This window comes from Kushneria sp. Sum13, from assembly GCF_052692355.1.
Map to the genome: position 1 here is coordinate 904,935 of NZ_CP199847.1, position 20,802 is coordinate 925,736.

A 20,802-nucleotide genomic window follows, 5' to 3' on the forward strand; every position below is an offset into this window, starting at 1 on the left:
AGAATGACTCATTTTCGGCGCAAGCTATGGGGTGTTAGTGCTCTGCTGCTGAGCGGGGTGGCTCTAACGAGCTTCCCTGCTTTCGGCAGTGACTTCATGACGCAAATGGAGGCCGTGCAGTCCGATGGCTCGAGCCAGTTAAACCGCACAAGGCGGGCCGAGCCGAACAGAGAGGCACTTTCCGCGTTGTCTTCAAAACAGGTTCCACTTTCCCCGCAGATCGCGGGAGAAAGCTATACCGGTTCGGTGTCGGCATCGGAAATATCTTATGCCAATACTGTCCCTTCATTGCCGGCACTTTTCGCAAAAGCACTGGAAAATGACGCTTCGCTGACCAGCCAGCGCCTTCAGGCCGAAGCCACCGGTCTTGAAGTTCCCATGGCCTGGGCGCGCCTCAAGCCTCAGATTGATGTGACGGTGCTGCGAAGCTATACCGAAAGCGACAACATTTACACGGATGGGAATCTAAACAGCTGTATACAAAATCCCGAAACAGGAGAGCCTGCTGCCGGATCCGAGTTCGAGCGCCGCTGTGAAGGTAGATCGAAGGATACGACCCGCCAGGTAACGCTGTCCCAGCCCCTGTTTTCGATGGAGCGCATTCGTCAGGTTCAAAAGGCCAACCGTCAACGCGATGCCGCCGAGCAACAGATCGTGGTGAATGAGCGGGATCTGGCTCTGGAGACTGCCGAAGCTTACTTAAATGCCTTTTATCTCTCCAGACGAGTCGAGCTGTTGACCAGCAAGCGTGAGTCTCTGGAGCTTCAGGTGACTCAGGCTCAAAGAGCCTATGACCTGGGCATTGGAGATCGGATCGATCTTCTGGCGGCGAAATCCGAGCATGACCGTACGCTTGCTGATATCGCAGCCGCTCGAAATGAATATGACAATGCGCGCTCTTCTCTGGAGCGCTTGACCGGTGTTTCACCTGACTTTGATCATTTTGCGCTGAGCACATTTCCAGACAGCGGATTTGAAACGCCACGGTCTCTCGACCAGATGGAACCCTCGATCAGCAATAACGCAGACGTTTTGCTGGCACAGTCGCAGCTTGAAGTGGCTCAAGCTGAAACCAGCGCCCGTCACGCCGATTATTTCCCGGAGATCAATCTCAATCTGACCTGGCAGGATCGCAACAGCGACGATCCCTACCGGGAAAGCGAAGACAAGACAGCTTCCATACAGGCCAGAATGAATCTGTATCGCGGTGGCTATACCAGTACCAGTATTCGCCAAGGCGAACTACGTCAGCAGGCAGCAATGGCCGATATCAGTGATGCGCGTCGTCAATCACTGGAAAGGCTTCGTCAATACCATCGCAATATCGGGGGGGATATCACCCGTCTGGAAGCGCTGGCTCAATCCATTCGCTCCGGCGAGCTTTACCTGGAAGCCGCAGACAAGGGCGCTGCACTTGGCCTACGGGATCTGGTCGATGTCCTTGGGGCGAGGGCTGATCTGTATTCTCAGCGAATTCAATATGTAGAAACTTTCCGTCAATTATTGCTCGACCGCTTGAATCTTGAGGCTGTCTCCGGTGAGCTGGATACCGCAGCTCTGGTTGATGTCATGAGCAAGATTGGCACCATTGTGGCGCCGGTTGAGCAGCCCCGAACAGATGATCCGAGTGATCGCCAATCTGAAGGCCGGGAAAGGGCGCGAGGCTAGCATTTCGTTTGGTGAGCAGGGGATTCGAGGCGAGATGGTTTTAACGCCCCCAGAATCCCTTGTTCATCGAAAGTTGACGCTTTAATCCTGTCGGCAGATGACCTTCCATCTTTCCGAGTCTGTAGCCGATATATTTCAGGGCATTGCGGCATATGGCGGAAGGAATCGTCAGTGGAGAGCGGCGCCATAAATAGCGAAGTTCTGAAACCACAAAACGTTTTCCCTCTCCTTCAGCCCGGCCGGTCATTTCCTGAATCCAGGCTTCTCTGGCATGCAATACGCCAATATCAAAGTAGCGGCGGCATTCCTGAAGCATGGTGTAATTATGGGAGTGATGAACTTCTGCTTCAGCGCAATAAGCCATTTGCCAGCCTGCATTCAAGAGTCTGGCGCCAGCAACCATATCCTCGCTAAGAATGGCATTTTCAGGAAAGCCGCCTATATCCATAAGCGCTTGCCGGCGATAGGCTGCAAATGAGTTGGATAAAAAGGCTGCCTTGATACCCATTTGCGGGATATCGTCGACGCTGACCCGATGAGAATCAGCCGGATAGTTAAAAAGGCGCGCGTGTGCCGCAACTGCACTGGCGTTTTCATGCGGTAACTGCCGCCCATAAGCAGCGCCCATATCAGAGTCTTCGAAAACGGACACAAGCTTTTGAAGCGTTGACGTCGTGGCAGGATAAGCATCCTGTGTCATGAAGATAATCACATCACAGTCATCGAGCAGCTGAAGTGCCCGGTTTCTGGTGCCCCCATGATCAAATTCATGCCGAGGGATGGTCACGAGCTCACAGCCGTCCTTTTGGGCAATGGAGGCAGTACTGTCATCGGAGGTCGAGTCAATGATTAGAAGCCGCATGCCGGCGCTGGCAGCGCTCGTTTTTTCCAGATAATCCTTCCAGTCCCTGCCAGCATTGCAGGTAGGGATGCAGATGCCACAGGTCAATGTTTTGGCAGTCGACATGGTTAGCGCCTGTCTTTTCTGGTGTTTTGGGAAAGTGGACCCAGATGACCACGAAACCCGTCCACAATGCCTTTTAGCATCAGTGGAATACGCGATTTTCTTTGCGGAAAGAACAGGCTGTAAAAGATGAACTGCTTGGCAATCGTCAAACTGATATTGCGCCGCCACCTGGAGGTCATGTGCGGAAAGCGCTGTAGGGCGATACCATTTCTGATCATGTAATAATGACGCACCGGCGAATGCATAATGACGCGTCTTGTCATGAAGTGAAGAAAACGGTCGCCGATGCAGTGCTCAAGCCGCGTATCTCCCACAATATATATTTTATAGCCGTAATGCCTGGCTCTGAAGCACCACTCCATATCGACGTGGTCGATAAAGAGATCCTCCTTCATATTGCCAACATGGCCAAGCACGCTGACCGGGATCAGACATCCTGAAGTGATCAACATATCAACTTCGGCATATCCTTCTGTCGGCGGCGCCATCATTTTAAGGCATTGCTGTGTATCCGCCGCCATGACTTCGGCAAGCTTTCCGGTTCTTCTATCTTCGTAGCATGGCCCGACAGCGCCCGGAGAAAGCCCCCTGGCCTGCAGCGCCAGAAGGGTGGTCCTGAGCGTTGTAATCATGCCATCAACCGGCAAACTGTCCTGATCAAAGAAAGCGACGTAGGAAGCTCCCGCATCGATGGCCCAGGTAATGCCCTGATTAAGCGCTGATGCGATGCCGACATTGCTGTCCATCTGCAAAACAGTGAACCCGCAGCGCTTGATGAATGACGCATCGAGAGACAGGGGCTCGCCATTATTGACAATGACCCCGGCACTGACCTGCCTTGACAGGGCCGTCAACAGACGAGCCAGCAATGGCTCATCCGGGTGGTAGGTCACAACGATGGCCCTGACATCCAGCGCGTTATTGTCGATATCAGGCATCGGTGGCAATGACACTGCGTGATCCTTCGATGGTATTGATAAGCAGACCATGCAACTCATCAGCCTGTTGGGGGAACGTACGTATTTGACTGGCCAATGGGTTGCGATAGGCGCGGATGCGCTCTGGGTCGTTTAGACAGTCAGTAATGGATTGAACAAAGCCTGCACTGTCATTCATGTCAACCACATCACCATTGATGCCCGGCTTGAGATCCTCCGACGGGCCGCCGCACTCGGTGGCGATGACCCAGACGTCACGAATCATGGCTTCACGCACCGTCAGGCCAAAACTTTCCTTCCACTGGGACGGGAACAGCAGCACATCGATATCGGCGTAAAATTCGTCCATGTCCTGGGTGGAGAAGGGGGCCACGATGTCGATGTCGCCCTGGATATCCCAGTCTTCGCGGCGGATAGTGGCTCTGCCAAAGCGCGCCTGAATATCCACAAGGCGAAGAACATAATCGTTGCGGTCAAGAGACTCGAACAGCCTTTTCAGCCATGGGTAGCCCTTGTGGTCGGCCACGCCCCCCATATAGGCGAAAACGAGTGGCTTACTGTCCCTTTTTGCCACCAGCGCCGGGTAGTTTTCATCAGGCGCCAGTACGCCATTTTTATTCACCACCACCTTTTCGCTCGGGCAGCCCGAGCGGACATGCAAAAGCGCCTGAAAGTCGCTGGGCGACAACAAAAGGGCCGCATGATGCAGGGCGTCCTGCAATATGAACCGGCGTCGATAGGTCAGTGACGGATCTTCGACACAGGATGCGCAGACCAGCGGGTCAATGGCTTCCTGACCGCAATACCCGTTTTCATTGACCATGAACTGGCGTTCACACAGCCACCATGCGTCATGCAGGGTAATGGCGTAAGGAATGTTGAACTGTCGACACACCCCGGTCAGCCCGGCACCGAGCATCTGAATCGAGTGAAAATGCACGGCATCAGGGCGTAGCGCGCTGACGATGGTCTCAAAACATTCATCGGCCAGCGGGTTGGAGAAATCGGTTTCCTTGTCACCACCGATCAGGCCAATCGCAAAGACTGAAATGCCTTCCCACTGGTACTGACGAATCTCGCCGGGGGCAAGCGTGCCGTTGAAGCAACCGGTTACAACGGTGACTCGAGTGTCCTCACGCTTGTTGATGTCCTTGGCCATCTGCTCTGCAACGATGGTGGCACCGCCAAAGCTGAGCGGCGCAAAGAGCACATTGACGACCATGATGTGGTAGGTGCTTTCACCCTCATGCGCATTGCCGGCCAATTCCAGGACAGGCGCCAGCTGTTGCTCGGCAATCGTGGTCAACGGATAGCGTGCCAGCACCGTTTCGCGGGCTGCCTTGCCTATTTTCTGACGTGTCCCCGAGTCTTTGACCAGTGTGGAAAGGGCCTCGTACCAGTCATCGGAAGTATCTGCCAGATAGCCATTTTCGCCGTGACGAATAATGTCGCTAAAGGTATCCCGAGGGGATGCCACCGAGGGGATGCCAAGAACGGAGGCCTCTAGGTACTTGATATTGCTTTTGGCATCGTTGAAGACACCGGCTTCAAGCGGGGCAAGATTGATATCAAACTGGCGCAGCGCGCGGTAGTAATCTTCCGATCGAATGAAGGGAACGCGCCGTATCCTGTCCTTGAAGCCGTTCAGGGCTTCCGGAATGGTCAAATGCCCGAAAATGGCCAATTCGACATCGGGATGCTCTGAAAGCACGCGTGTCAGAGCTTCAGTGACTTCGGCGAAATCCGAGTCATGCGTCCGTGTCCCGCTGCCATAGCCGATGACAACCCTGTCCTTGTCGGGAAAGCCGTCATCCTCCTCGGCGATCTGACACAGTGAATTTTCAAGACCGTTTTCGACGATGAAAAGAGAGCCGTCCTGAAACGGCTTCATGTGGTCCTTGAGCACCCGCGTACTGGCAATGGCATGATCCGAAAGGCTCAGCATGTCGCAGTAAAGCTGAGCACCTTCCAGCAGCTGTTTCTGCTCGCTTTTGGGCAGCTGACGCAGATTACTGTTGAGCGAGTAGGCTTCTACATCAAAGACCAGATCATCAATGTCGAAAAGGACAGGAATGGAAAGGCGGCTCGCCTCCTGGACCAGGTCCTTCATCTCCTGGGTGGCAGGCGTGCGATAACACACCAGCAGCAGGCTGGTCTGCAGCTGGGAAAATGCTGTAGCAGAATCTGTCCAGCTCACCACGGTAGCCGGTTGGCCAAGGTGACGAAACATGGTGACTTTCTGCTCTACGCGGTATTGCCGACACTGGGGGATCGAAAGTTCGGCAACGATCAACACGCCCCGACGTACGGGGTTATCGGTGACGGGCAAAAGCCAGGGGCGTTCATGAACGCTGCCCTGTGAAGCCGTCTGTGAGCTTCGCAATGACCACTGGCGATAACGAATCTGACGGGCAACGCGTACCCCATGAAAGGCAAGCCATAGCCCAATATTGACGATTTTCGCGGGAATGGAACCCGAGCGCAGCACATGATCCAGACGCGCCGCAATAAAGGCATTGTAACGATGCGCCTGTCGGGATTTATGGCTTAACTGTCTGAGAAAACTGTTCATCACAAAGAAAGATCCACTAAAAATATCGTTATACGAACGGCTGGTTCAACGCGCTGACGGTCAGGGCATCAGCGCGTGTTGCCTTGATCAATGAAAATGCCGGAAGGCAGTGGGGTATCTCCCTCCTGCAGCCGGGCAGCGAGTGCCTGCAGGGCATCATTGTTGACGTAAAATCGGTGCCAGTGCTGTCCGAGCACACCAATCAGATCCTCCAGAAACTGCACGGCACCCGCGGCAATGCCCGGCTGTGTGGCCCAGTCGCTCCAGAACCATTTCCGCTGCCAGGTCGGATGGGTGAGCTTCATGCTCAATCGGGCATACCGTTCAAAACGCCGGCATTGAAGTGTCGGTAGCGAGGATTTTTGATAACGACCGGTGCCTGCCAGCAAATCGTACATTCTGGCCGCCGGATGTACACGATCAACCGGTATGAAGCAGTGTCTCATGCCGACCCGCTCGTGGGCGCGAATCCAGCGCTGAAGCATCTCCAGCAACAGCGGGCCGATAAACAGATAGCCGGCATCTTCCTCGCAGGAAAAATGATGCGTCAGCAGCAGGCATCCCGGCTCGTGATCCACCTGACGTATCAGGCGCCTAGTCATCAGGCCGCGCCATAAATCGTCCTGCCAGCACGCGCTCGACAAATGCTGCATCAGCTCTCGACACGGCCAAAAAATGGGCGCCATGGCCGTGCCAGGCATGGCATACAGCGGCGTGACGCGCTCATCCATTTGCCAGGCAGACTGCATGTCATGCCAGGGGTGGCCACCGACATGCAGCAGCTTGTCACTGCCAAATGTGTTGACCTTTTCCAGCGTCTGCTGCCAGAAGCCGGAAGCATACCGGTCGGGGCCACCATCGCTGCCGGCGATGGTAAACGTCAGCATGTCAAACCCCAGCGTCCTGAGACGCTCAAGGGCAGCGGTATTGTCTATCGGTGTGTCGATGACAGCGCCGATATGCTCGATCGATGAGCCAAAGCGTTGCAGGGCCGCCAGAACGGCCGGTCGCGGCTGCCACAGCCCGGTCTCGAATCCGGTTTCCAGTGCCATCCATGCGCGGGCTGTCGTCTCGGGCACGCCCTGCTGAACCATGGCCGTGACCATGGCGTCGGCCCCTGATTGTCCCTCATGGGCCACCTGCTGCTCGGCGGCGTCACGCTGCCCCATGAAGCCCTCGATTTGAGCGGCGGCAATGCCCGCTTCATGCCCACGACACGCCATCAGGCAGCGAAGCATCGCTGCCCTGTGAGTGAAGGGCATCTGCACCAGCGTATCGCGCGTGCTCAGGGTCAGCGCATCAAAGCTTGGATAGACGCGCTCGATTTTCCTGTCGATGGGCGGAACCAGTTCGAAAAAGGCATTGAGCGTGTCGTCGTCATCAAGACAATGTCGCGCCAGGTCGATGATCGCCAAGGGCAGGCCGACCTGGTGACAGACCAGCCCAAACAGCCGCTCGATGGCATGTTGAAGCGTGCCATCCTGCTGGCCGGTCTCCTCGGGAAAGTCCTCGATGGACAGGTGCAGATCCAGTAACGGCCTCAGGGTGTCCTGTCGTGCCCAGAACATCGAACCCACCGGAAAGCTGAAACAGGCCTCTTCTTCAACGGTAACGCCCAGCCGCTCGGCGAGCGGTCGTGCTATTTCAGCATTGGAGAGCCAGCTCATCGCCCAGAAAGGGGTCTGCAGGGTCAGTGCCGGATACACCATCCCCACATGGCCGTGGGCAAGATGGAAAAAAATCTGCTGTATCTGCTCGGGCGTTCCAAGCAGATGCGACAGCAGATGCTTGCGCCATGCCTCTCCCCATTGCGCCTGGGGGGTCTTTTTGGTGTGCAGATGACCCACAACATCATACTGACGCAGTGGCTCATTGAAGGTGACCATCATGGGCGCCAGGTCACGCCCTCGATTGGGGGCCTGCTCTATTAAAAGTTGACCCAGCATGGGCAGCGTCTGCAGCGTTTCCCTGACCAGGGCGATCTCATCCGGGCGGGTGACGGAAACCAGCAGATCAAACGGCCATGGCATTCGGGCAAGGTGATCCCGAAATTCATCCAGAAGCTCCGGGTAAAAGACATGCAGCGCAATGCCGATACTGCCCGGTGCTTCGAGCTGATGATGTTCAAGTGGCCATTGCATGTCAGATAGAGAAAACCCAAAAAAGTGATGGTAATGATACTGGCTCGGCAGGCGCGTTCGAGCATGCTATCAGGTTAGCGGCGAGTGTTCGGCCATATAACATTTCTTACAAAACAATCTGTGCCAAACAGGGCGAGCGTTGCCCGGGCAGGGCCGAGCTTATACAATGCGCCACCTGATTTCACTGCTTACGGAAGCATTCATGACCCAGTCGTCTGCAATGCGTGATGCCAACCCCCTGCAGCTGTTGCGCTCCCTGCGAAAGCACTGGCATTTATTGCTGATCATGAGCTGGCGAGACGTGGTAGGACGCTATCGGGGCTCCCTGATGGGAATGGTCTGGACCTTTGTTACCCCCCTGCTTTTGTTACTGATCTATACCTTTGTGTTCACCGTGGTCTTCAAGACAAAGTGGAATGTTGAAACCGGCGAGCAGGGCAAGGCGACCTTTGCCATCGTCCTGTTTGTGGGGATGATCATTCACGGCCTGATGGCAGAAATTCTGACCCGATCCCCCGGTTTGATGCTGGGCAATGCCAACTATGTCAAAAAGGTGGTCTTTCCGCTGGAAATCCTGCCTCTGACACTCTTTTTATCCGCCTTTTTCCATTTTGCCGTCAGTGTCGGCGTGCTGCTGCTGGCCATGATTGTGCTTGGGCATCCGCTGCACCTGACCATTTTGCTGCTGCCCCTGACACTGCTGCCCATGGTGCCCATGCTGCTGGGAATTGCCTGGGGGTTTGCCTCCATTGGTGTTTATCTGCGCGACATCGGTCATCTCACCGGGTTGATCAGCACGGTACTGCTGTTTCTATCACCGATCTTCTTTCCCGTTGAAGCCCTTGGCGAGCCCTATCAACAGCTCATGGCCCTGAATCCTTTGACCGTGATTATCGAGCAAAGCCGCGAAGTCGTGCTCTGGGGCCGCCTGCCGGATGTCAGCGCACTGGCCATATACAGCGTCGTGTCATGTCTTCTGGGCTGGTTTGGGCTGTTACTTTTCCAGAAAGGACGCAAGGGATTTGCAGATGTCATCTGAGCCGGAATACGCCCTGCAGGTCCGTCAGCTGCGCAAGGACTTTCGCCTTTACCCGTCAACCGGTGCCCGCCTGCGCCAGTGGCTCTGGCATCCGCTCAGCCGGCGGCTTGGCCGCCCGCGCGAACCGGCCTACGGGATATTTACAGCGCTTGAAGAGCTGAGCTTTGATGTCCTGAAAGGTCAGACGGTGGGCGTCATCGGCCGCAATGGTTCGGGCAAATCGACCCTGTTGCAGCTGTTGAGCGGCACCCTGACGCCCACCCAGGGCGAGATAAAGGTCAACGGCCGTATTGCAGCGCTTCTGGAACTGGGTTCCGGGTTCAATCCGGAGTTCAGCGGACGTGAAAACGTCTACATCTATGCCGCCATCATGGGCCTTGGTCGGGCGCAGGTGGACGAGCGTTTTGCTCGGATCGAAGCCTTTGCCGATATCGGCGATTTTATCGACCGTCCGGTCAAGTCCTACTCCAGCGGCATGATGGTACGACTCGCCTTTGCCGTGATCGTGCATGTCGATGCCGACATCCTGATCATTGATGAAGCGCTTTCCGTCGGGGATGCCTTTTTTGTCCAGAAGTGCATGCGCTTTTTGCGTGACTTCATGTCCCGCGGAACGGTCTTTTTTGTCAGCCATGACAGCAGCGCCGTGACCAGCCTGTGTGACCAGGCGCTGTGGCTGGAGCAGGGCCGCCTTCGCATGGTGGGAACGGCCAAGGAAGTCACCGAGCACTATCTGGCCTCCCAGTTTGAAGGCTCCGGTGACGCCGAGTCTCAGAAGAAAAGTGCCCCGGCGGCGCTGCCGGCCGAGATCGCCGAGCAGGACTATGTCGACATGCGCCATGAGCTGGTCGTCAACAGCACGCTGCGCAACGACCTGGAAGTGTTTCGCTTCGACCCCGACAGCAGTGATTTTGGGCAGGGCGGTGGCGAAATACAGCACGTGGCCCTCTATGACGACAAGGGGCGCGCGCTGTCCTGGCTGGTTGGTGGAGAGGCGGTCGAGCTGGTGGTTCACGCCGTCGCGCTGCACCCTCTGGACGGCCCTATCGTCGGCTTCTACCTGAAGGACCGTCTAGGGCAGGCGCTGTTTGGCGATAACACCTACCTGGGGTCCGAGCGATTGCGTCTGGCTGCCGGAGAACCCTTTACCGCCCGGTTCAGCTTTCGCATGCCCATCCTGCCTCGGGGCCAGTACAGCCTGGCCGTGGCCTTGGCAGAAGGGACACAGGAAGATCACGTTCAACACCACTGGCTGCATGACGCCCTGATTCTGGAATCCCACGCAAGTCAGGTCGCGACCGGTCTGGTCGGCATTCCCATGCGCCATGTGGGCCTTGAGCGCCGCACCGAGTCCACCGCTGACGATACTTCACCTACCGAGAACGACACCACGCCATGACCGACCAGCTGATGCTTCCCTCCGATGACATGCTGTTCGAGCCCGAGCGGATTGTGCAGCCTGCCAACTGGGCCGGCCATGTGCCGTTTGCGGCCTGGCTGATGGCGAACCATCGCCCGAACATGCTGGTGGAACTCGGAACACATACCGGCTTTTCCTATGGCGCCTTCTGCCAGGCCGTCACCCAGTTCAAGCTGCCCACGCGCTGCTACGCCGTGGACACCTGGGGAGGCGACGAGCACGCCGGCCATTATGCCGACGAGGTATTCGGGGAGCTCTCCGAATGGCATGCCTCGCGCTACGAGCACTTCTCGCGCCTGCTGCGCATGACCTTTGATGAAGCCCTGAGCGGGTTTGATGACGGCAGTATCGATGTGCTGCACATTGATGGCCTGCACACCTATGACGCCGTGCGCCATGACTTTGAGAGCTGGCGCCCCAGGCTCTCTCGCCGGGGCGTTGTGCTGTTTCACGATACCAACGTCCGCGAGCGGGGCTTTGGGGTCTGGCAGCTCTGGAAGGAACTCAGCGCCGAGTACCCGCATATCGAGTTCTGTCACTCTCACGGCCTGGGCGTGTTGCTGGTTGGGGACGAGGTGCCGGCAGCGGTGCGCGCCATGGCCGAGGAATATCAGCGCCGCCCCGAGCGGGTGCGCCATCTCTTTGGCCTGCTGGGCCAGCGTATCGAGCTTCTGGCGCATCGTCAGGCCATTGATGAGCACCATGCCATGCTGGCCCATGAAATCACCGAGCGCGACCGGCTGCTCGAAGCTCGTCAGCAGGCGCTGCACGACGTGCTGGGCTCCCGCAGCTGGCGCTTGACTGCCCCCTTGCGCGCCCTCATGCAGCGCTTTTCCTCCCGCGACTGATCTAACCTGCCGATCCTGACTGCCCACGGGCGGCCGTGATCAATCTGCAAACAGCGCACCGGTTTCGGTGCGCTTTTTTTGTGCTCGTTTTCAGGCCACGAGCGGAGTGCTTTTGAACCAGAGCGCCGTAATGCGCTTAATTGATCCTTAATTTAGCGTACGCCTGAAAGTCACGCGGCCAGGTCTACTTCGGAACATCATCGGATAACCCATTGAATAGCATCAATAGTTGAGCGCTTTTTAATGAATGACATCCTTTTTGGGGTAATACCATTGTAGTGTGCACACATTAAGGTGACGCTTTTACCCTTGATAGTGTGAATTTAAAACACTAGGTTTCACTCAATAACTAAGCCTTAAAATTCATGTTGAACTAATCTAAAAGCATGGTTATCATTGGATTCGTTAACAAAAAACAGGTTTTAAGTATTACTTTTGTAATAAAAATGTAGCGCGGCAAGGTTCGTTGCCAACAGGGGATGCCGGATGCGTCTTCTGTCGTGAGCGGCTCTGGCGCCATGAAACTGCCGCTTCTTCGGGGTACGACCCAGTCGTCTGCACCGTCAGAAAACAATGCAAGAACGTTCATTCAATAGGGATGTCAAATTATGCCTTTGCAATTCAACACCGCTTATTACCTGCAGCAAAATCCCGACGTCGCCGCAGCAATTGACTCTGGCGCCATCACTGACGCCCGCTCGCATTTTGACAACTTCGGCGCCGCTGAAGGCCGTGACCCTAACGCCAATTTCGACGTTTCCTACTACCTCGCGCAGAACCCCGACGTCGCAGCAGCCTTCGAAAATGGCGTGATCAACCCGTTCGATCATTTCCTGCGTTTTGGCGCCAGCGAAAACCGCGCCCCGAGTGCCAATCTGGAACTGGTCGCTGCCGGCTTTGATGAAGAAGCCTACCTGGCCGCCAACGAAGACGTCGCCGCGGCGGTTGAAAGCGGTGTGTTTGCCAACGGCTACCAGCACTGGGTCGTTTACGGCCGTTACGAAGACAGTCGTCCGGAAGCCACCTTCAATGGCGGCACCCCGGTCTCTGACGTTGCTGACGCCATCGATGCCACAGAGCTGACCGCTGCGCTGAACGCGCTGAACACTGCTCAGGAAAATCTGGCAACCAAGCTGGCAGGTCTGGAGCTGGACACCAATGCTGATGGCAGCATCGACGTTCAGGCCGGTGATGCGACAGTTCAGAATGTTGAAGCCTCTCTGACCGCTTTCACTACCGAGCTTGATACTGAACTGGCTGCTATTAGCACGAACATTGACGCTAATGATTTCACTGCTGGCGGCGAAAACACCAAGGCTGGTCTGATTGCCGATGGTCGTGCGGCAGGTAACGCTGCCATTACAACCGCCCAGCAAAGCGTAACTACCGCTGAACGTGGCTTGGCCAGTGGCGAACTTACTGCTCTGAATACAGTTAATTCTCGTATTGCTCAGTTGGAAGCTGCAACTGATGCTGCTAACGCTGCCGATGTTGCCGAAAATGGTGAGCTTGCGAAATTCCAGGCAGTTAACCAGAGCAAGGGAACAATTGAAGTAAATGAGAACAGCGTAGTATTTACTCCCACCGATGGCACTCCAACTGACATTGCAACTCTGAATGATAATGGCAGCTGGCAAGCTGTTTCGGGCACTGGGCTCAATTTGAGCGGCCTGAATACTTACTTAACTGCACTGCAAGCTCAGACTGCCACTGCAACTGCGCAGACAACTGCAGAAAGCAATCTTGACAATGCTATCCTTCAAGTAGTTCGCATTGAAAATCCTAATAGCACTAACCTGACTGTCGATAATCTTGGCGACAATGTTGTTTCTTCAGCGACTACTGATGGTAAAACAGTTGTTACTGTCGACCTCACTGACACAACTGATGGTGATAGCAGCGGTAACATCGTAACTGCACCGAATGCACAGGGCGTTCTTGATGCTCGCTCAGCCCTGACAGAAGCTCAGACAGAGCTGGCTGATCTTAATGAAGCAATTGCAAACTATCAGGCTGCTAATCAGCTTGATTCCGAGGTCGGTCAGTTGGATGACGCCGTAACAGCTGCCAGTGCCGCTATCACAGATCCTGAAGCTGACGGTGGTTTGGGTGTCAACCTGATCACTGACTACACCGATGCCACTAACGGTAGCGATGTATTCCTGTTTAGCCAGAATGATGCTCCGCAAACCGTTGGTAACTTCGGTGACTCCGGTCTGGATCGCATCTTCTTTGGTGAAGGTTACAACTTTGTTCAGATTCCGGATGGCAGCCAGATCACCAACAATGTTGGCGACTCTTCTGCACTGGAAATCTTCTGGCAGCAGGAGGGCGGTAACCTGAACCTGTTCGTTGAAGATCAAACCTTCGGTGGTAACAGCTCCGGTGTTGCCGATGTGACCGAAATCACGCTGACTGGCGTTACTGCTGACGAAGTCAACTTCGCCAACGGCTACCTGTCCGCAGGTCAGATGGCCTGAGCCACGGCTCTGGTTATCTGAGGATTTGATCCTCACGTGTATAAACCCCCGGCTTCGGCCGGGGGTTTTTTATGGGCGCTGTTTGGGGGCACCATGCCCTGAGCCATTATTTTCAATATTCATCACATGGCCGGTGCATTCACGCCGGCACGGGAGGCAACATCATGACGGCAAACCCGCTGGTACTGAGCCCAACGGCCTGCCGTGGACTGCGCTGGCAGATTCCACAGGATCTGGCCTTTGCGGCTCGACATCACCTGATGCCCCTGCATGTGGGCGAGCTGGCCCATGCCGCGGCGTCCATGCCGCTGGCGCTGGTGCAACATCAGCAGCAGTGGCGGCTGGTCGGGGTATGCGGCAATACCCCCAACCACAATCTGTTTATCAAGGAAGGCGTCTGGCTGGGCCATCACCGGCCCGACTGGCTCAATACCTATCCCTTCGAGATCATGGCGCTGGGTGAAAAGAGTATCGCAACCTTTGATCGCGCAAGCGACCTGCTCACCGATGATGTCTCGGGTGAGCCCTTTTTTGACGAGCACGATCAGATGTTTGATGCCGTGGCCCACCGTGTGGAAGCGCTCAAGGCCAGTCATGGCAAGCATCAGTCGACCCGGCGAATGCTCGAGGCGCTGTCTCGGGCGGGCGTTGTCACGCCCTGGCCCGACACGCTCAAGCGCCAGGCCGGTATCACCATGGACGGCCTGTACATGATCGATGAGCGGGCGCTGGCTGCACTCGATGATGAGACCTATCTCACGCTGAGAAAGGCCGGTGCGCTGCCGGTAGCCTATGCGGTCAACTTGTCGCTGGCGCAAACGCATCTGCTGGCCAGGCTTGCCCATGTCAATCCGCCCGCGGCGTCTGCCGAGCGGCCCGTCGGCGGCTTTTTTGATGGTGAAGAAGAGCTGGTGTTTGACTTCGATAATTGATCAGACGCGCCGTGTGTCAGTGGCGTGCGCCACGCCGTCTGCAGGGGCGGGCGGTGTGTTCGTGCCGGTTTAGCCAGGGCCGGGTCGATCAGCAGGCTTGCGCCCGGGCAGAGCGGGGCCGCTAAAGGTTGGCGGGCTTTCGTCGTTAACAAGAGAAAGCCGACAGGTTGTCCCGCGCTCAGTGGTGGTCTGCGTTGCGAGAACACACGCCGTAAAAGCGTGATGTGATCGAGGCCCGAGCGCACGCAGGGGCAGGTGTTTGTCGGCCCCCCTCTCTGATGTGCTGACCGACTCCCATGGCGCTGACACAATGACGACCGTAGCTCGCATCTCTGACAGTTATTACTCCCGACCCGGCGATGGCTATGATGGCGTCGGACTGGTCACGACCAGTGCTGCCCTGGGCAGCGGAACGCTATTGGCCGGCGGCCGGGCGGTGCTGACGGCGGCCCATGTCGTGGATCAAGGCAGCGGCCCGATTCGTATCGCATTTGATACCGCGGCCGGGCGCACCTGGTCGCTGGTAGAAAGTGTCCATATCCATACCGGCTATAAAAGCGGCTCGTCGCTTTCCAATGATCTGGCCCTGCTGTGGCTGGTGGATGCCGCCCCGCTCAATATCCCGCGCTATCAGCTTTACCGCACCGGTGATGAACTCGGTCAGGTCGCAACCCTGGTGGGCTATGGCGGCACGGGTACGGGCATCAGCGGCTTTACCGGCAGTGCCGGGCAGCGCACCCTGGTGCAAAACCGCATCGACACCACGCGTGATGCCCTCAATGACGCGATCGGCGGCGTACTGGCGCCCGTGCCCAAAGGCTCTCAGCTGTTGGCGGATTTTGACAGTGGCAGCACCCGCTATGACACGCTGGGCAGGCTGATGGGGCTATATGACACCGGCCTGGGCGGCCGGGAAGGCTCGATTGCGCCCGGTGACAGCGGCGGGCCGGCCTTTATCAAGGGCGCACTGGCAGGCGTTGCCAGCTACACCTCGAGTTTCACGTTAAACGGTGAGCGTCTGGATAGCACCTCGGCAATCGATGGCAGTTTTGGCGAGATCGCCGGCTGGCAGCGGGTCAGCTATTACCAGAACTGGATCGATGAGGTGCTGGCCAGTCTGTCATCGTCATCGGGTGGCCTGCCGTTGAAGGTGATCATGGGCTCTGCCGGCAACGATCTTTTGATCGCCGGGAGTGACGGCGCCGAGCTCAATGGGCTGGGGGGCAATGATCGTCTGTACACCGGCCCTGGCAATGACATTTTACGGGGTGGGGCAGGCGTTGATGTGGCGCGGGTTGATCTGCCTGCCGATGCCGTGTTGATCACCGCTCAGGGCAACAATACCCTCCACCTTGATTCAATGCGGGGCAGTGACATGCTCATCGACATCGAACTGATCCGATTCGAGGATCAGGTGGTATTGACCCATCGTCCCGAGTTGCGCAGCGCAGGTAACCTCGTGTTTGATCAGGCGTTTTATCTGGCCGCCAATCCTGATGTTGCCCGGGTCGGCATGGACCCGCTGGCCCACTATCTACAGTGGGGCGCCAGCGAGGGCCGTAATCCCAATGCGCTTTTTGATGAAGCCTTCTACCGCAGTCAGTATCAGGATGTGGATGCGGCCATCAAACAGGGCGCGTTTCAGAGTGCCTGGCAGCATTACAGTGCCTGGGGCAGTCATGAGGGGCGCGAGCCTTCTGCCTGGATGGATACGACCGCCTACCTTGCAGATAATCCGGATGTTGCCGCGTCCGGTCTGGACCCGCTGATGCATTATCTTCAGTGGGGCGTCAACGAGGGGCGCATCATTGTTGCCAACGATACCGGGCTCTGGGGGTAGGGTCCGGGCGCTCGAGAAAGGTGTCAGGCAAGGGCGCCGGTGAAAGGCGCCCGTTGATGTGGGAAGAGGGCGTGACGCAGGCACTCGGCGCTGCGTCACGGCCCGGCAGGTCATCGACCGCTCATTTTTTTTCCAGCGTCATGGACCAGCCCTGCGGGGTGGTCGGTATGGTGACCCGCGTTCCTGGTTCCGCTTTTTGAAAGTTTTCCATGCCTTCCTGATAGCCCTGATAGGGGACGGGCGCCATGAAGAAATCATGATAGGTCGTATACAGTAATACGAGACACGCCAGCGCCAGCGACGGTGCTTCCAGACGCGAAGGCATTATCCTGTAGATGGCATAAAGGATCAGGCAGAAAAAGGCAAAGTTGGTAATGAAGAAGTATCTCTGACCGCTGCCCGGAATCAGCATCACCTCCCAGGCAGAATCAGTAAGCGTGACCATGGGCTTGGCCAGCGCAAAGCCGAGCATGATGATCGGGAAAATGGCCGCTGCCCTGAACTTCCAGCCGGATCGGATCAGCAGATACACCAGAATGCCCAGAAAGATGACAAAAAGTGCCATGCACAAAACAGGATGAAAGGGCACCTTGACTGAAAGCTCGGGGCCAAAAAACGTCTCGGCAAAGACCCGCATCGAAATGATTCTGGCCAGCAGCTCGAAGGACGCGCCCAGCGTGACATCCACTCGCGTACTGTTTGAGGTGATCAATACGGCCAGTAACTGGATCAGTGACAGGGCAGCAGCCACGGCTTCAAAGGCGTTAATGTGTTTAATGGCCGTGATCGGGTTTTTATAAACGGATAGTTTTCGAATGATCAGCGGCAGGGCAAGAAAGATAATAAAAGGGCCACTGAGTCCCGAAATGATCAGCACGGCGTAGTCGTGAGCCTTCCAGAACAGCGTCTTTCCTCTCTCTGCCAGGATAATGGCCAGAAGATACAGCGCCAGATACCAATGGGCATTGGTAATGTTGACATACCCTTCTTCAATATTGGGCATGATTAAAAAGTAGACGGCGGCAATGATCCGATACTTCATGGGAATGGCCGACATTCTTGTCGACAGCAAAAACATGACAAAAAAGCATCGGATTGATATGGCCAGCAGGTTGGCAACGACCGGTGCCTGTGCCACACCAAACAGTAACCCCATGCCATAGGCCAGCCGTGAGATGGTTTGAAAATAGCCGTTTTGAGGATGGAAGATGGAATTAATAAACCCGTTATTATAAATCTGGGTCAGCCAGATCGTGCCGTCTTCTCCCCAGGGCTGGGCATTGAAAATAATATCCGATCGTCTCGATACTATAATCAGCATGAGAAAAAGGAAAAAAGCGATCCATACACTTTTTCTTTGTGTCAGGTTGGGCATGTCAATATTCATTGTTTGAAGATAGAGGTGTCAGAAAAGGGTGCAGTGGTCATTTTTCCAGATTCAAGGTTTTTTTAATGATGTATCGCGGGCGGTTTTTACTCTCCATATAAATGCGACCGATATATTCACCCAGCACCCCAATGCCGATCAGCTGAACGCCTCCCAGAAACAAAATGGCGGTCATCATTGATGGATAGCCGGGCACCTGGTTGCCATTGATCAGCTTGTCGAGCACCATCCAGCCGGCATAGCAAAAGGCAAACATGGCAACGCTGGTGCCCAGATAGGTCCAGATTCGAAGCGGTACCGTTGAAAAGGAGGTGATGCCCTCCAAGGCCAGATTCCAGAGTTTCCAGCCGTTGAACTTGCTCGTGCCGGCCGATCTGACCGGGCGGCTATATTCGACAATGGCCGTCTCGAAGCCGGTCCAGCCCAGTAATCCCTTCATGAACAGCTGCCGTTCGGGCATGTTGCGAAGCGCTTCAATGACGCGGCGCGACATCAGCCTGAAATCCCCCACGTTTTCCTCGATCGGTGTACTGCTGATGGTGTTGTTGAGCCTGTAAAACCAGAGGGCCGTACGCTTTTTGAGATAGCTGTCACTGGCGCGGTCACGCCTTTTGGCCAATACCACATCATGGCCTGCCTGCCAGCGTTCGATCAGTTGAGGAACGACGTCGATGGGGTCCTGAAGATCCACATCCATGGGGATTACGGCCTCGCCTCGGGCATGTTCGATCCCGGCCATGAGCGCGGCTTCCTTGCCGAAGTTTCTTGAAAACTCGATGGCGCTGACCAGCGGGTCCTGTTGGGCAAGTTCTGCCAGGATCCGGGCCGTTTTATCCTGACTGCCATCGTCAATAAACAGGATTTCAAAGCGCTGCTCGGGATGATCCAGGTGGCGACGCACCTCGTTGTAAAAAAGCTCGATACTGTCTTCTTCGTTATAGACAGGGACCACCAGCGTCACGATCATGCCGCGCTCCGAAAAATACAAAAGCGTGAGAAAAGAAAGCCCAGTACAAGACTCAGGGCAGAGAACCCGATCAATGTCATTAATGGATATAGATTGATCAAATCCGCACCCTTGCCGAATGCCCAGCTTAATGCGCCCATGAACACCATAAAGCCCAGATAGCGGGGCGTTGTCGCATCGCTTTTAAACGTCCAGCGAGCATTGGCAAAAAAGGAGAAACTGGCAGAGGCAATATAGCCGGCCAGATTGGCCAGCGACTGGCTTGCCGAGACAGTCATCAGCAGTAAAAAAATGGTCCAGTGGATACCGGTATTCAGGATGCCGATCATGGCGTAGCTAAAAAATTGACGGTTCATTGGTTGTACGGTGCCACTTCAATGGTCACAGGATGGTTATATGTAGTATCTCATCGGTGATCAATTTTATCATGCGTGATAAAGCGCGAATGTGGTTTAAAGTTTTCGGCTTTTACTGGGCATGGCTAAACCGTAGACTGAGCTTATTTAAGAAAAGGGTCTGTCATGAAAATTCTGGTAACTGGGGGGGCCGGCTTTATTGGCTCGGCAGTGATTCGCTATCTGATCAGTGAGACGAACCACTCGGTCGTTAATGTCGATAAATTGACCTACGCCGGCAACCTGGCCTCACTCGGTGAAGCAGCGCAAAGCGAGCGTTATGCGTTCGAGCATCTCGATATTGTGGATGCACCGGGTCTGGATGGCGTTTTCCGGAATCATCAGCCTGATGCCGTCATGCACTTGGCCGCCGAATCCCACGTTGACCGTTCGATTCATGGTCCGGCCGAGTTTATTCAGACCAATCTGGTCGGCACCGGCGTGCTGCTGGAAGCCACCCGCCGCTATTTCGAGGGATTGTCTGCCGAGCGTCAAAACAAATTTCGTTTTCATCACGTTTCAACCGATGAAGTCTATGGCGATCTGGACGGTCCCGATGGGCTTTTTACCGAAGAAACGCCTTATGCCCCCAGCTCTCCCTATTCAGCCAGCAAGGCCGGCTCTGACCATCTGGTACGCGCCTGGCATCGAACCTTTGGTTTGCCCGTACTGATTACCAACTGCTCCAATAACTATGGTCCCTGCCATTTTCCGGAGAAGCTGATCCCGCTGATCATTCTCAATGCTCGTGCCGGTCAGGCCCTGCCGGTTTATGGTGATGGTGGGCAGGTGCGTGACTGGCTTTATGTGGAAGATCATGCCCGTGCGCTGGTACGCGTTCTGGAATCCGGTCAACCAGGCGAAACGTACAATATTGGCGGACACAACGAACATCGTAATCTGGAGGTGGTGGAGCGCATCTGCGAGCTGCTGGAAGAGCTGGCACCCGAACACCCCGCAGGGGTTGCCCGTTACAGCGATTTGATCACCTATGTGAAGGATCGCCCCGGGCATGATCGTCGCTATGCCATCGATGCCGGCAAGATTGCTCGTGAGCTTGACTGGCGTCCACAGGAGAGCTTTGAGTCGGGTCTGCGCAAGACCGTCGCCTGGTATCTTGACAACCCTGACTGGGTCAAGGGCGTGACCAGTGGTGCCTATCGCGAATGGACGGCCCACCAGTACGGCAAACATTGAAGGGAGGTCAT

Annotated in this window: 15 protein-coding genes; 8 read left to right on the forward strand and 7 right to left on the reverse strand. The window is 55.8% G+C overall.

Features of this window, described 5'->3' with window-relative positions; all coding sequences use genetic code 11:
* The first annotated feature begins 3 nt into the window (after positions 1-3).
* Positions 4-1,668 carry a TolC family protein gene (locus ACUN8C_RS04250; protein WP_445621057.1) on the forward strand — a complete coding sequence of 555 codons (1,665 nt, stop codon included), beginning with the start codon at positions 4-6 and terminating at the stop codon, positions 1,666-1,668.
* Positions 1,669-1,708: 40 nt separating this feature from the next.
* On the opposite strand, the gene ACUN8C_RS04255 is transcribed toward ACUN8C_RS04250, so the two are convergent.
* The 4 genes from ACUN8C_RS04255 to ACUN8C_RS04270 all read right to left on the reverse strand — a co-directional run bounded on the left by ACUN8C_RS04255 (position 1,709) and on the right by ACUN8C_RS04270 (position 8,286).
* Entirely contained in the window at positions 1,709-2,635 is a 927-nt protein-coding gene (locus tag ACUN8C_RS04255) for a glycosyltransferase (protein WP_445621058.1), read from the reverse strand.
* Positions 2,636-2,637: 2 nt separating this feature from the next.
* Entirely contained in the window at positions 2,638-3,588 is a 951-nt protein-coding gene (locus ACUN8C_RS04260; protein ID WP_445621059.1) for a glycosyltransferase family 2 protein, read from the reverse strand.
* Positions 3,566-6,145 (reverse strand): glycosyltransferase, encoded by a 2,580-nt coding sequence (locus tag ACUN8C_RS04265; protein ID WP_445621060.1) that lies wholly within the window; start codon positions 6,143-6,145, stop codon positions 3,566-3,568. Before ACUN8C_RS04265 ends, ACUN8C_RS04260 begins: the two co-directional genes overlap by 23 nt.
* Positions 6,146-6,213: 68 nt before the next feature.
* Complete coding sequence (locus ACUN8C_RS04270; RefSeq protein WP_445621061.1) at positions 6,214-8,286, reverse strand: rhamnan synthesis F family protein; 2,073 nt, start codon at positions 8,284-8,286, stop codon at positions 6,214-6,216.
* 202 nt (positions 8,287-8,488) lie between these two features.
* On the opposite strand from ACUN8C_RS04270, the gene ACUN8C_RS04275 reads away from it, so the two are divergent.
* The 6 genes from ACUN8C_RS04275 to ACUN8C_RS04300 all read left to right on the forward strand — a co-directional run bounded on the left by ACUN8C_RS04275 (position 8,489) and on the right by ACUN8C_RS04300 (position 16,845).
* Positions 8,489-9,325: an ABC transporter permease gene (locus ACUN8C_RS04275; RefSeq protein ID WP_445621062.1), complete on the forward strand. Its 837-nt coding sequence runs from the start codon at positions 8,489-8,491 to the stop codon at positions 9,323-9,325.
* Positions 9,315-10,724 carry an ABC transporter ATP-binding protein gene (locus ACUN8C_RS04280; RefSeq protein ID WP_445621063.1) on the forward strand — a complete coding sequence of 470 codons (1,410 nt, stop codon included), beginning with the start codon at positions 9,315-9,317 and terminating at the stop codon, positions 10,722-10,724. The genes ACUN8C_RS04275 and ACUN8C_RS04280 overlap by 11 nt, the downstream gene beginning before the upstream one ends.
* On the forward strand, positions 10,721-11,593 hold the full coding sequence (locus tag ACUN8C_RS04285; protein ID WP_445621064.1) for a class I SAM-dependent methyltransferase: 873 nt from the start codon (positions 10,721-10,723) through the stop codon (positions 11,591-11,593). The genes ACUN8C_RS04280 and ACUN8C_RS04285 overlap by 4 nt, the downstream gene beginning before the upstream one ends.
* Before the next feature lie 608 nt (positions 11,594-12,201).
* Entirely contained in the window at positions 12,202-14,073 is a 1,872-nt protein-coding gene (locus ACUN8C_RS04290; protein ID WP_445621065.1) for a hypothetical protein, read from the forward strand.
* Positions 14,074-14,237: 164 nt separating this feature from the next.
* Positions 14,238-15,005 (forward strand): SapC family protein, encoded by a 768-nt coding sequence (locus ACUN8C_RS04295; RefSeq protein WP_445621066.1) that lies wholly within the window; start codon positions 14,238-14,240, stop codon positions 15,003-15,005.
* Positions 15,006-15,315: 310 nt separating this feature from the next.
* Complete coding sequence (locus tag ACUN8C_RS04300; protein WP_445621067.1) at positions 15,316-16,845, forward strand: trypsin-like serine protease; 1,530 nt, start codon at positions 15,316-15,318, stop codon at positions 16,843-16,845.
* A 121-nt stretch (positions 16,846-16,966) separates the two neighbouring features.
* Here ACUN8C_RS04300 and ACUN8C_RS04305 read toward each other — a convergent pair whose 3' ends face one another.
* The 3 genes from ACUN8C_RS04305 to ACUN8C_RS04315 all read right to left on the reverse strand — a co-directional run bounded on the left by ACUN8C_RS04305 (position 16,967) and on the right by ACUN8C_RS04315 (position 19,555).
* Positions 16,967-18,001 carry a hypothetical protein gene (locus ACUN8C_RS04305; RefSeq protein ID WP_445621068.1) on the reverse strand — a complete coding sequence of 345 codons (1,035 nt, stop codon included), beginning with the start codon at positions 17,999-18,001 and terminating at the stop codon, positions 16,967-16,969.
* 268 nt (positions 18,002-18,269) lie between these two features.
* Positions 18,270-19,199: a glycosyltransferase family 2 protein gene (locus tag ACUN8C_RS04310; RefSeq protein WP_445621069.1), complete on the reverse strand. Its 930-nt coding sequence runs from the start codon at positions 19,197-19,199 to the stop codon at positions 18,270-18,272.
* Positions 19,196-19,555: a GtrA family protein gene (locus ACUN8C_RS04315; protein ID WP_445621070.1), complete on the reverse strand. Its 360-nt coding sequence runs from the start codon at positions 19,553-19,555 to the stop codon at positions 19,196-19,198. The genes ACUN8C_RS04310 and ACUN8C_RS04315 overlap by 4 nt, the downstream gene beginning before the upstream one ends.
* Before the next feature lie 165 nt (positions 19,556-19,720).
* Here ACUN8C_RS04315 and rfbB point away from each other — a divergent pair, with 165 nt between their 5' ends.
* Positions 19,721-20,791 (forward strand): dTDP-glucose 4,6-dehydratase, encoded by a 1,071-nt coding sequence (gene rfbB / locus ACUN8C_RS04320; protein ID WP_445621071.1) that lies wholly within the window; start codon positions 19,721-19,723, stop codon positions 20,789-20,791.
* The last annotated feature ends 11 nt before the right edge of the window (positions 20,792-20,802 follow it).